Here is an 11,971-nt window from a genome sequence, read left to right as displayed (position 1 = left end):
TAAGATCTGTTGCTAACGAACCTGCATCAGTGCGGGCTTTTAGATTGGCACGGGCTTATAGATGAGTAAGGAATAAAATGGCCGTTGAACTGAACGAATTACGCGACCAAATCGATGCTGTCGATAAACAAATGTTGGATTTACTGGCTCAACGACTGGCTCTAGTAGAGAAAGTCGGTGAAGTAAAAAGTGAACATGGTTTACCTATTTATGTACCGGAACGTGAAGCCGCGATGCTGGCGTCTCGCCGTCAAGAAGCCGAGAAAATAGGAGTACCACCGCAGTTAATCGAAGATATTTTACGTCGTACGATGCGTGAGTCTTATGCCAGTGAAAAAGATTCTGGTTTTAAGTGCCTTAACCCAGAGTTACGTTCAGTGGTTATCGTTGGTGGTAATGGTCAACTTGGTGGTTTGTTTGGCCGTATGTTCAAGCTTTCTGGTTACGAAGTGAAAATCCTTGGCAGCCAAGATTGGGATAAAGCCGATGAGATCTTAGATAATGCTGGCCTTGTGGTTGTCACGGTTCCAATTCACCTAACGGAAGGTGTTATTGCGAAGCTGGGTAACCTACCAAGCGATTGTATTCTTTGTGATTTGACGTCGATAAAATCAAAGCCTCTACAAGCCATGATGAACATGCACCAAGGTCCAGTGGTTGGATTACACCCAATGTTTGGTCCTGATGTTCCAAGCCTTGCGAAACAAGTGATTGTTTACAGTGATGGGCGTGGCTCTGAAAGCTACCAATGGCTGCTGAATCAATTTGGTATTTGGGGCGCGAGCCTTTGCCAGATGGATGCTGCTGAACACGATCACGGCATGACATTGATTCAAGCACTACGCCACTTCACCTCTTTTGCTTACGGCTTGCACCTAAGTAAAGAGAACCCGAACATTGATCAGCTTCTGAAGCTAAGCTCGCCAATCTACCGACTGGAGATTGCGATGGTTGGCCGTCTGTTTGCTCAAGACCCGAACTTATACGGTGATATCATTCTTTCTTCGGATGAGAACATTGAGATGATTCGACGTTTCCACAGTCGCTTCGGTGAAGCATTAGAAATCTTGGATGGGAAAGATAAGGCCAAGTTTGTTGATAGCTTTAATCAAGTCAGTGATTGGTTTGGTGACTACTCACAGCAGTTCTTGCAAGAGAGCCAAAACCTTTTAAAACAAGCACATGATTCGATTCATCGTGGCTAATCACTATTTGAAATCATAAAAAAAGAGCGGCCTGATGGTCGCTCTTTTTGTTTGTGCTGAACGCTATAAAAGCATTTGGCCTACAGTAGTCTAAAAGTAATTAGATCATCATAGGCCAAACCAACATCTCCTAATAACTAATAACTAATAACTAATAACTAATAACTAATAACTAATAACCAATAACTAGTTAGTCGTGATAGGTTTCTTACTATCTTCACTCGATACGGTGTCTATGGTCGAGCTAATGTAAGGCACGTTAGTCAGGTTGATCTGCAAGCGAACTACATTATCAATCAGTTGAACCAATGGACCCCACTTAACCTTTTTCTCTTTCTCGAACACGTAGTTGAAGTTCTCAGGTGTCCAATCCATCAAGTATTGAGGGTTCAATGAACGACCAAGGAAGCGTACCTCATAGTGCAAGTGTGGCCCGGTTGAGTTACCTGAGTTACCACAGCTCGCAATCACATCGCCTTTACTCACAAATTGACCACTACGTACTTTGAATTTTTGTAGGTGCGCGTAAGAGCTCATGAAACCAAACGAGTGACGCATAGTTATAAAGTTACCGAAGCCTTTTTTGCTTGGGCGTACGGTTTCAATGACGCCATCAGCGGGCGCTATAATATCTTCACCACGTTTACACGTTAGGTCGATACCAGTATGAACGTGGCGTTTACCTGTTATAGGGTTAGATCGGCGACCATAAGAGGATGATATACGTTGATAAGCCATAGGGCTGTCATTTGGAATTAAGCGAAACATTGTCGCTCTGACTGCCGAATCTACCGCCGCTGCATCAATTCGGTCTTCTAAAGAGACGTCATCAGTAAGCGGCTCTTCATCGGTCAGGCCAAGCACTGATTCCACATCAAATACACGCTTACCAAGTAACTGAATAGTGCCTTCTTTCTCGGTTAATGCTTGAGACAGTGAGTGATTGGTTTCTACCTGCTCAGCGTAAAGAAAGTCGGTTTGTTCTTTTTCAACAATCAGTGTTTCAATCAATTGTTGTGCATCATCGGCTTGGAGGGCGAGCTCTTGTTTGCCCTCAAAGTGCATGTATGCGGCTCCGCCAATCAATAGAGGCACTGAAAAAATTGCGGTAGTACATAGTAGTACGGCTTTTCGACCGAAATAAAACGTCTGATCCCCTTGGGTTAAGGGGATTGTAATGGAAACTTTCTTAGACATGGTTCTGTATTAACTAAATGCTTCTAATAGAAAAAGGGGAATGGAGATGTCACTCATTACCTAAATCGGTAAGGTGTTCAATCTCTCTATAAAGCAGTTCATCGTCGCCAACGTTAAGTTCCACAAGGCGCTTAAGGTGGCTGATACTATCAATATCTAAATGCTCTATACGTAAACGCATTGAGGTATTGATGGTCGAGACTATCGTTGCTTCTAACTGAATATTGATATCACTGTTTTCGAGCTTAAAGCTGACTTGAACAGGAATGTCAGTTCTGAGTTGCTGTAATTTATCGCATTGAATGAGTAGGCCATGAAGAGATAAGTCTTGTACTGAGCCTGATACATTTACGTTCCCTTGTGATATATCAGTCGGGGTTTGATAAACAACTCGTGAAAATTGACGTCTTTCAATCATAACTAATCTCTCTATATCAATACGTAACATATAACCAGATATATCAAAGGCCGCTATTATCGCGGCCTTTGTTCAAAATACAAGCTTATTTACTTTGCAATACGTTTGTATTTGATGCGGTGAGGTTCTGCCGCTTGTGCACCTAGAGTCTTTTTCAGCCACTCTGTATATTCAGTATAGTTACCTTCGTAGAAGTTAACTTGACCTTCATCACGGTAGTCTAAGATATGGGTCGCAATACGGTCAAGGAACCAACGGTCATGCGAGATAACCATTGCACAGCCAGGGAACTCAAGTAGTGCTTCTTCAAGAGCTCGTAGCGTCTCAACATCAAGGTCATTGGTTGGTTCATCGAGTAGCAGTACGTTACCGCCCGCTTTTAGCAGTTTCGCTAAGTGAACACGGTTGCGTTCACCACCTGAAAGCTGACCGATGATCTTCTGTTGGTCGTTGCCTTTGAAGTTGAAACGAGAGCAGTATGCACGAGCAGGGATTTCGAAGTTGTTGATCTTAATGATATCAGCGCCTTCAGAGATCTCTTGGAATACTGTTTTTGTGTCGTCCATGCTGTCACGGAACTGATCAACAGAAGCAAGCTTAACCGTTTCGCCAAGTTCAACTGTGCCTGAATCTGGCTGTTCTGCGCCACTTAGCATCTTGAATAGTGTTGATTTACCCGCACCATTGGCACCAACGATACCAACGATAGCGCCTTTAGGCATGCTGAATGATAGGTCATCGATAAGAACGCGATCACCAAATGACTTCGTTAGGTTCTTAACTTCAAGTACCTTGTCACCTAAACGCTCACCTGGTGGGATGAACAATTCGTTGGTTTCGTTACGCTTCTGGTATTGGCCAGTCGTCATTTCTTCAAAACGAGCCATACGAGCTTTAGACTTAGCTTGACGACCTTTAGGGTTTTGACGAACCCATTCAAGTTCTTTCTCAATCGTTTTTTGACGTGCGCTTTCGCCAGCTTTTTCTTGCTTCAAACGCTCATCTTTCTGTTCTAGCCAAGATGTGTAGTTACCTTCCCATGGGATACCTTCACCACGGTCAAGTTCTAGAATCCAACCTGCAGCGTTGTCTAGGAAGTAACGGTCGTGGGTAATAGCCACAACAGTACCGCTGTAATCAACAAGGAAATGCTCAAGCCAAGCAACTGATTCTGCATCCAAGTGGTTGGTTGGTTCATCAAGAAGCAGCATGTCTGGCTTCTCAAGAAGTAGACGACATATCGCAACACGACGACGTTCACCACCTGATAGGAATTCGATTTTCGCATCCCACTCAGGAAGACGAAGTGCATCTGCAGCTCGCTCTAGAGCTGTTTCTAGGTTATGACCATCTTTTGCTTGGATCAGTGCTTCAAGCTCACCTTGCTCTTTCGCTAATGCATCGAAATCTGCATCAGGTTCTGCGTAAGCAGCATATACTGCGTCGATGCGCTTAAGTGCGTCAGCAACATCTGAAACTGCTTCTTCTACGATTTCACGAACGGTTTTTGATTCGTCTAGTACAGGTTCTTGAGGTAGGTAACCTACTTTTAGACCTTGTTGTGCACGTGCTTCACCATCAATATCAGTATCAATACCAGCCATGATACGTAGTAGGGTAGATTTACCTGAACCATTTAGACCCAAAACACCGATTTTAGCGCCAGGAAAAAAGCTAAGAGAAATGTCTTTAAGAATTTGACGCTTAGGTGGAACAGTTTTGCTCACCCGAGACATGGTATATACGTATTCAGCCATTGCCGATCGATCCTAATTATTGTTCAAAATTGTTTGCTATTTTATACCAATATCCTCAAAGATGTTACTCCTAGGACAGAAAAGCCATTCTTGAACTAATCCTCACCTATTATTGTCACATTGGTCATTAAAACTATATTTAATAAGCTTTCGAGGCGATGTGTTAAATATTAACAACATTTACACTCAAACTCTTTACATTTGATGTGATGTCGGGCGTAAATAGACTTCACGTATTCATACACGCACTAAGGAAAGAGCGAATGTTTTTCCGCATTGGTAATACGAAAATTGCTGTCGCTGCATCGGCAATTTTGTTTTCATTTTCACAGGCTCCAATGGCTATGGCCAGCAATGCTTCCGAGCTTGAAATGCAGCGTGATGTTTATGACAGAGCGCAAGAGGTTTTAGACAACCGTGATCTAAAAGCTTATTCAGCACTTCGTAATAAAATTCAAACATACCCGTTAACACCTTACACTGACTATCGCGCCTTTTTATTGGGCTTAGGTGATCGAACGCCAAGCGAGGTGGATGCTTTTATTGAAGAGAACAAAGCACTGCCGTTTTCCAATCGTATACGAGCGCCTTATTTAGATTTATTGGCGGCTCAAAAACAGTGGAAGACGATCCTTGAGTTTCAAACCCAAGAGCCTGTTGGTGAAAAATATCAATGTATCTATTACCGCGCTAATTATGAACAAGGTAATCAAGATCTCGCCTTTAAAGGTGCGAAACAACTTTGGTTAAGTGGCAGTGGTGTTGATGATAACTGTGATTCACTTTTCGAAAGTTGGGATGAAGCGGGCTTAAGAACGGATCAGCTGATTCTGGACAGAATGCTTTTAGCGTTCGAGAGTCGAAACGGTAAGTTAATGAGCTACTTGGTTAAGCAATTAGATCATGATGAGTCAATTACTCAAGCGAAGCAGATGAAGGCGTTGTACAACAAGCCTGAAAATGTACTCGCGTTTGCTAAGAAGTACCCAGCGAATGAATTCTACCAAGCTCAAACTGAATTTGGTTTCGAGAAGCTAGTCAGGAAATCCGCAAGCAGCGCGCAAGAGGTTTTTGATGATGTTGTGAAAGCTCAAAAATTTTCGAAAGAAAAATCCCAAGAGCTCGCGGATTACCTAGCGTTCCACTTGATCAATACCGACTCTGAAGAGTTGATGGCGTGGCGAGACAAAATGCTCGCGAGTTCATCAAAGCAAGTTTTGCTGGAAAGACGAGCTCGCTTGGCTATTCAACATGCCGATTGGACGGGTTTGAAAGAGTGGATTGCGCGCTTAGATGGTAAACATCAAGCTTCGCTTCGCTGGCAGTATTGGCAGGGTAGAGCTGAGATTGCACTAGGCGATACTGCTAAGGGTAATAAGCGACTGTCAGACATTTTGGGTCAGCGTAATTTCTACAGTGTGGCTGCCGCTAAGCAATTAAATAAGCCAGTTAGCTATCCAACGTCGACTCTTAAATACAGTGCAGAAATGGTGAAACCATTCGACACTTCTTTGGTTCGTATCGGTGAGCTGATTGAGCGAGATAAAATAGCGGCTGCAAAGAGTGAGTGGCGCTGGTTATTAAGTCATGCAGATAAAGAGCAAAAAGCGATGCTTGCTGCTCATGCTGCGACACAGCGATGGAATCACTTTACGGTAACGGCGAGTATTTCTGCGAAGATGTGGGATAACATTGCGTTACGTTTCCCTGTCGCTCATAAGTGGTGGTTTAATTTCTATGCCGAGAAGCATGATCTCGATCCAATTACTTTGATGTCTTTAGCAAGACAAGAGAGTGCGATGGATTCAGAGGCTCGCTCTCCAGTTGGCGCGCGTGGCATCATGCAAATTATGCCAAAGACGGCACAATACACGGCTAATAAACATAAGATTAAGTACCAGGGCAGCGATGATCTTTATGATGTAGGTAAGAATATTGAGATAGGCAGTCATTATTTAGATGGCCTACTCGCTCAATATGATGATAACCGCATCTTCGCATTTGCCGCGTATAATGCTGGCCCTAGTCGTGTGAAACAGTGGCGATCACGCAGCGATGAAAAGCTCGATGCATTTGCTTTTATCGAGATGATCCCATTCAAAGAGACTCGTGGTTATGTTCAGAATATCTTGATGTTTGAGACTTACTATCGAGATATCCTGGGTGAGAAAGGGACGTTTTTAGCGCCCCATGAGGCAAAAACGAAATACTAAGCTCTCTGCATTTTTCTCCAAGCTGAGTAATATTAAAGGCAGTGAGTGCGAACCATTTCCACTTACTGCCTTTTTACATTGGATCACATCAAGTGTTTCGGTATAAAGTGTTCGACGCTTTCAATCGTTAAGCGACTCTTTAAAGTCAGAATTTAAAAGTAAGTGTAGAGATATGGCATCACAACCTGAATATGAGAATTGGCAACAACTGATGGACTTGGTAAAGACGGCTGTCGAAAAAGATCAGCATGAACTATTGTTGACCATGATGATGACACCAGACGAGCGAGATGCTTTGGTTGCTCGAATTAACATCTTTTGTGAGCTGATGAAAGGTGAGATGTCTCAACGACAGGTTAGCCAAATGCTGGGAGTAGGCGTCGCGACGATAACCAGAGGCTCAAATGAGTTAAAGGCTAAATCTGAACAAGAGAAAGCCGTGATCGCCGACCTTTTGCTCAAACAATAACTGAGTTAAGCAACCACTGAGTAGTGTGGCTATGAATTCGATAAAAACGCTAACTGAATGTTAGCGTTTTTTATTTCTGGTGATTGTTCTCTGAGGCTTTCGAAGTTTAGCGAAGATCTAGATAGGAAAGTGCTCTGGATTCACAAATGGGATCAGCGCTAAAATTAAAGCCTGATGATAGACAGAGCTGCGTGTTAGTTGGTTATGCGTTAGTAGGCCAATCGCACCGCCTTTTTGTTTGATATTATCGGTGCCAAACACTTCATCCATCACATCCCCTAGCTCATTCGCATGCTGGAGTTTATCAAGCACAACGGGTGGCAGCATTAAGCTTGCAGATCGAGATTCTCCGCGCTGACCGTTTGCTTCAACGACCATCCAAGCAAAGGTAACCTTTCCTTCTATTCCAGACTCTAATCCAACATGAAAATCCGCATCAGGTTGAGCTTGAGTTGCGTTGTGAACGCGCTTTACCGCTCCTTGGTAGGTTTCTTCATTACTCATGGGTTGATCGGCAACGCCACTAGGGACGCTGATGCCTTTGAAGTCAAATTCAGTATCAGGAAAAGCCGATAAGAATGCACTTTTAACGGCGCTAATTTTAGCTGGATTCAGCGATGCGATGATTACAGATTTCATGTGGTTGATTCTTTTTATTATCGATAAAATTGAGTTGATGCTGTCGGTACCATTCCGTCAGCTCTTCTAATGGCATAGGCTTACCAAAATAATAGCCTTGCAGCATATCGCACTGCGCATCTTGTAACCACTGATGCATGCATTGAGTTTCAATTCCTTCGGCTGTGACCTTTTTCCCTTGAGCATGGCATAGCCCGATAATGGGTTTCACTATGTTCTGGTTATCTGTCTCAATCAAGGTGTCCAAAAAGGTTTTATCCAATTTAATCTTCTGAGTTGGGTATTGAACCAGTTGAGTGATCGAGGTGTAACCAGAACCAAAGTCGTCGATTGCTAATCTATAGCCCATGTATGATAACTGGTTAAGTAATGGAAAACCTTGAGAGTTTGAGTAAAAGGTTTCTGTGATTTCAAAATCGATCAAATTGGGCGGGATCTGATTGATTTTCGCATGCTCTTTGATGAAATCAGCAAGGTGAGTGGTTTTAATCCCGGCTGAAGATAAGTTAATCGATAGCTGAATAGAGTGATCGAATTGAGCTTGAAGTTGATGGAATGAAGCAAATGCATTCTGGATAACCCAGCGATCAATTATTTCAAATAATCCGGTTTGTTCGGCGATAGGAATGAATTCATCGGGTGGCACTAAACCAAGGTGTTTCGAGTGCCAACGTAATAGCACTTCTACACCAATAATATAACTTCCTGTTGAGTCCATATAAGGCATGTAAACGAGCTTAAACTCTTCATCAAAATTATTTTCTCTGAGGGCGTTCTCAATACTGGCTTGACGCTGAATGGTTTTATCTAAGTCTAACGAGTAATCTGCGAATTGGTTTTTACCTGCACGTTTGGCTTGATACATCGCGGTATCAGCATTCGAAAGAAGCTTCTCGATTGTATCGCCATCATTAGGGTGGGTCGCAATACCAATACTGACCGTAATCGGGAAATTACCTGACTCGGTGACAAACCCTTTTTGTATTGGGGTGAGTAAATCATTCGAAAATCGATGCGCGATATTTTCTTTGTGAGTTGGAGCATTAATGTATACAACGAACTCGTCTCCAGAAAGTCGGGCTGGAAGACAGTGGGCGTCTAATTCTGTTTTATAGTGGTTACAAATATCGGAAATACGCTGAGCAAAACTGACCAGGATTGAGTCGCCGATTTGATGTCCGTATTTGTCGTTCACAAATTTGAAGTTATCTAAATCAAAGTAGAGAACCCAGGTTTCGGTATTCGAACTTGGTTTCGACAGCGACTTCTGGACGAAGGTTTGAAACTGGTGCCTATTGGCTATTTGGGTCAACTGATCATTTTCTGCCAACAACTTAGTCTGCTGATATGTGTCATCTAACTCCTGGTACATATCATAAAAGCGCTGAGATAAGCGGCCTAGTTCATCATTAGTTCCTAGGCGCTCAATATTTTTTCTCTGTTTTTTCTCAACCTCTTGAAGCTGTCTATCTAAACGGGTAATGGGGTTTATTACACAGCGAGATAGCAGGATAAGCAGCAAGGTAACACTGACAAATGCAGAAAGGGCAAAGGATAGGCTGAGTTCATTCCAGAGAGATTTGAGTTTGTTGTCTAATAGTAATGGTGCGGGATCGAGCGTGGCGTAGAGCTCAGGTGCTAGCTTTATAGATTGTGTTAACTCTCTCCCTTGTGTCACCAACGCAGGAGTAAAGAACAAGCTGGTTTGATAGTCGAACTCTATCTGTTTTCGAAGATAGTTAAACTTATCAAGAGAGACAGAAACAACCACAAAAAATACATTGTTGGGTTGAGCGCTTGTTGGTATCGAAACTGTATTTTTATCAATAGCGTCATAATGAACTAATACGCCTTCGCCTTGGGAATTCTGTATATAGTCGGTGCTCGAAGGGGCTAACGTTTTTTGATATTGATGATCAATGAACTCTAATATCTTTGGGTCCATTTTTGCGAAAGGGTCATTGGTATTATCAGCGTAATATTTAAGGGCTCGGTCGCCATCAAGCAATGCGACCCTTGTAAAACTGTCGTTACCATCTTGCAGTAACTTAATCGTTTCGTTTAGGTTATCAACTAGTTCACGTTGGGAGGCGGTACTTTCATCAACCATAAAATAACGCCTAACCAGATCACTATTGGCGAGGGTATAAGAGTAGCTGTTGAGGAAAGAGCGAGACTGTTGAAAATAACTGGCTAATTTTTCCATGCTTAATTGCAGCGCATTGTCTTCACGTTTGATAAAGCTGCTTTTTTGCGTGGAGTAGATGATATAACTAGAAGCCGCTGTACTGAGCAGTATTACGGGGGCAATCACAAGTAATATTTTAGTACTGAGCTTCATGGTTATTCACAACATGGTTTATAAATTTAGCGCGCAAGTTTATGTTATTTAGACAGTTCTCGCCATCAATTATATTGTGTTTGAAGTGTTTTGTTTGGGTTTTAAGCCTTTGTATTTAGTGATTAAATTATCAGTAAAGGTGTCTAAGTCGGTTGGAAGGGAATGATGGAAGTGGATAGGAGTGCGAACCAGTAACACAACCAATTCATTTTTAAGGTATACAGACTTTGAGTCTTCCTTAGTTCGAGTACGACTCCATTTGTTGCTTTCTTTAAGCATTTGGCCTGTAGTAGGCCAAATGCTTATATTAGTGAAAAGCCAGTGGCAGTTAAACGTGTGTCAGATAATAAAAAGCTAAGACAACTTAACCTGAGTCGCCTTAATGTTCTCACTTGGGTAACAACCTAACACTTTTAGGTGACGAGTTATGGCTGTTAGTTCCGTTATCGCTTGCTGCATATTATCTGAATCTAAGTGTGCTTCTAAATCCACATAGAACATCTCTTCCCAAGGGTTACCCATGATAGGACGAGATTCCAGCTTGGTCATGTTAATACCTAAGCGTTGCAGAATCAGCAGTGTTTCAACCAAAGAACCGGCTTCTTGAGAAGTCGACATGATGAGTGTCGTCTTAGCTGGGATCTGAGTCGATACTTCAACAGGCTTACGAGCGACCACGATGAAACGAGTGTGGTTCTCAGTTTGATTTGCAATGTTGCCTTGGATTGGTTGAAGTCCATAAAGTTTGCCGCTCGATGCATTACCAATCGCTGCCACATCATCACCGTCTAGATCTTTTACCTTTTTCATGGCATCAGCTGTGCTTGCACAAGATTCAAGGCTGACATCTTTAAGGCGGCTTAAAAACTCACTGCATTGTTGATGAGGTTGTGGGTGTGAATAGAGGGTTTTGATGTCTTCTAAACGAATATCATTTTTCGCGACAAGGCAGTGTTCAATCGGTTGAGAAAGTTCACCAACGATGTAAAGCGTTGTGTGTTGTAGCAGATCGTAGACTTCGTTAATTGACCCTGAACTGGTGTTCTCAATCGGCAGTACACCATAGTCGGCATGGCCCGATTCTACAGTCGATGCGACTTCTTTGAAGTGATTACAGTTCAGCTCAATCAATTCCATATTCTTGCGGCTGAAGTATTCACGGCTCGCAAGGTGAGAATACGATCCCTTAGAACCTAAGAATGCAACGCGAGCTAGTGGTTTACGGCTTTGCGGATTCGCTAGGTTTTGTAAGTATGACTGCTGCAGTAAAACGGAATCTTCGATGATGGTGTGAAACAGCTTAGTAATGTACTGAGCATCCAATTCGTACTTGTCTTTTCCGTTGTTGATCAATTTGACTAGTAGTTGTTGCTCTCGTACTGCATCACGAACGGGTTTTGATGTTTCTACCTTGCTTTTAGCGACTTCGATACTCAGCTTACGACGCTCTGAAAGTAATTTTAGGAGTTCGTCGTCTAAATCATTGAGACGAAGGCGGATATCATCTAGTGAAATTGTTCGGTCAGTCATAAATGTGTCCTTATAAAAAAGCCCCCCTAGTGTGGGAGGCTTCTTGTTCGTTTTTGACTTGTTTTTCTAAAACGACTTAGCCTCCGATTTACGGAAGAAAAAAGAAGTCAAAAATAAACAAAGAGTGAGAGTGCATAAAAAGTGATTGTTTTATGAATGTTTAAACACAATAAGCAAGCGAGCTACGAGCGTCAAGCAAAAA

9 protein-coding genes and 1 other annotated feature are annotated in these 11,971 nt (G+C 42.5%); of the genes, 3 read left to right on the top strand and 6 right to left on the bottom strand.

Features of this window, described 5'->3' with window-relative positions; all coding sequences use genetic code 11:
• Nucleotides 1–77: 77 nt before the first annotated feature.
• The gene (tyrA, locus tag K08M4_RS12180; protein WP_017072892.1) at nt 78–1,205 is read left to right on the top strand and encodes a bifunctional chorismate mutase/prephenate dehydrogenase; all 1,128 of its coding nucleotides are present in this window, start codon (nt 78–80) and stop codon (nt 1,203–1,205) included.
• 186 nt (nt 1,206–1,391) lie between these two features.
• On the opposite strand, the gene K08M4_RS12175 is transcribed toward tyrA, so the two are convergent.
• From K08M4_RS12175 to ettA, 3 genes are all read right to left on the bottom strand, one after another.
• Nucleotides 1,392–2,402, bottom strand: a complete 1,011-nt coding sequence (locus K08M4_RS12175; protein ID WP_086050029.1) for a M23 family metallopeptidase — start codon at nt 2,400–2,402, stop codon at nt 1,392–1,394.
• A 49-nt stretch (nt 2,403–2,451) separates the two neighbouring features.
• A complete protein-coding gene (locus K08M4_RS12170; RefSeq protein ID WP_041472740.1) occupies nt 2,452–2,820 on the bottom strand; it encodes a PilZ domain-containing protein in 369 nt (122 codons plus the stop codon).
• Nucleotides 2,821–2,909: 89 nt separating this feature from the next.
• Nucleotides 2,910–4,577, bottom strand: coding sequence for an energy-dependent translational throttle protein EttA (gene ettA, locus K08M4_RS12165; protein WP_009848459.1), 1,668 nt, complete (start codon nt 4,575–4,577; stop codon nt 2,910–2,912).
• A gap of 263 nt (nt 4,578–4,840) precedes the next feature.
• On the opposite strand from ettA, the gene K08M4_RS12160 reads away from it, so the two are divergent.
• Both K08M4_RS12160 and trpR read left to right on the top strand, forming a co-directional pair.
• Nucleotides 4,841–6,790, top strand: coding sequence for a transglycosylase SLT domain-containing protein (locus K08M4_RS12160; protein WP_086050028.1), 1,950 nt, complete (start codon nt 4,841–4,843; stop codon nt 6,788–6,790).
• 172 nt (nt 6,791–6,962) lie between these two features.
• Entirely contained in the window at nt 6,963–7,259 is a 297-nt protein-coding gene (trpR, locus tag K08M4_RS12155; RefSeq protein ID WP_009848461.1) for a trp operon repressor, read from the top strand.
• Nucleotides 7,260–7,376: 117 nt separating this feature from the next.
• On the opposite strand, the gene yjjX is transcribed toward trpR, so the two are convergent.
• From yjjX to pheA, 3 genes are all read right to left on the bottom strand, one after another.
• Nucleotides 7,377–7,898, bottom strand: coding sequence for an inosine/xanthosine triphosphatase (gene yjjX / locus K08M4_RS12150; protein ID WP_086050027.1), 522 nt, complete (start codon nt 7,896–7,898; stop codon nt 7,377–7,379).
• Nucleotides 7,861–10,239, bottom strand: a complete 2,379-nt coding sequence (locus K08M4_RS12145) for a putative bifunctional diguanylate cyclase/phosphodiesterase (RefSeq protein WP_086050026.1) — start codon at nt 10,237–10,239, stop codon at nt 7,861–7,863. The genes yjjX and K08M4_RS12145 overlap by 38 nt, the downstream gene beginning before the upstream one ends.
• Nucleotides 10,240–10,593: 354 nt before the next feature.
• Nucleotides 10,594–11,769: a prephenate dehydratase gene (gene pheA, locus K08M4_RS12140; RefSeq protein WP_009848464.1), complete on the bottom strand. Its 1,176-nt coding sequence runs from the start codon at nt 11,767–11,769 to the stop codon at nt 10,594–10,596.
• A 12-nt stretch (nt 11,770–11,781) separates the two neighbouring features.
• Nucleotides 11,782–11,903 (bottom strand) — a sequence feature (Phe leader region).
• Between the last annotated feature and the right edge of the window lie 68 nt (nt 11,904–11,971).

Source organism: Vibrio syngnathi (assembly GCF_002119525.1).
In the GTDB taxonomy this organism is placed as follows: domain Bacteria; phylum Pseudomonadota; class Gammaproteobacteria; order Enterobacterales; family Vibrionaceae; genus Vibrio; species Vibrio syngnathi.
The sequence above is the reverse complement of the archived record's forward strand: the minus strand, read 5'-3'. Positions and strand labels throughout refer to the sequence as shown.

What these genes read in the sequence shown, in the direction of transcription:
- ettA (WP_009848459.1), bottom strand. Translation starts at nt 4,577, where the DNA reads ATGGCTGAATACGTATATACCATGTCTCGGGTGAGCAAAACTGTTCCA.
- pheA (WP_009848464.1), bottom strand. Translation starts at nt 11,769, where the DNA reads ATGACTGACCGAACAATTTCACTAGATGATATCCGCCTTCGTCTCAAT.
- K08M4_RS12160 (WP_086050028.1), top strand. Translation starts at nt 4,841, where the DNA reads ATGTTTTTCCGCATTGGTAATACGAAAATTGCTGTCGCTGCATCGGCA.
- K08M4_RS12170 (WP_041472740.1), bottom strand. Translation starts at nt 2,820, where the DNA reads ATGATTGAAAGACGTCAATTTTCACGAGTTGTTTATCAAACCCCGACT.
- K08M4_RS12175 (WP_086050029.1), bottom strand. Translation starts at nt 2,402, where the DNA reads ATGTCTAAGAAAGTTTCCATTACAATCCCCTTAACCCAAGGGGATCAG.
- trpR (WP_009848461.1), top strand. Translation starts at nt 6,963, where the DNA reads ATGGCATCACAACCTGAATATGAGAATTGGCAACAACTGATGGACTTG.
- K08M4_RS12145 (WP_086050026.1), bottom strand. Translation starts at nt 10,239, where the DNA reads ATGAAGCTCAGTACTAAAATATTACTTGTGATTGCCCCCGTAATACTG.
- yjjX (WP_086050027.1), bottom strand. Translation starts at nt 7,898, where the DNA reads ATGAAATCTGTAATCATCGCATCGCTGAATCCAGCTAAAATTAGCGCC.
- tyrA (WP_017072892.1), top strand. Translation starts at nt 78, where the DNA reads ATGGCCGTTGAACTGAACGAATTACGCGACCAAATCGATGCTGTCGAT.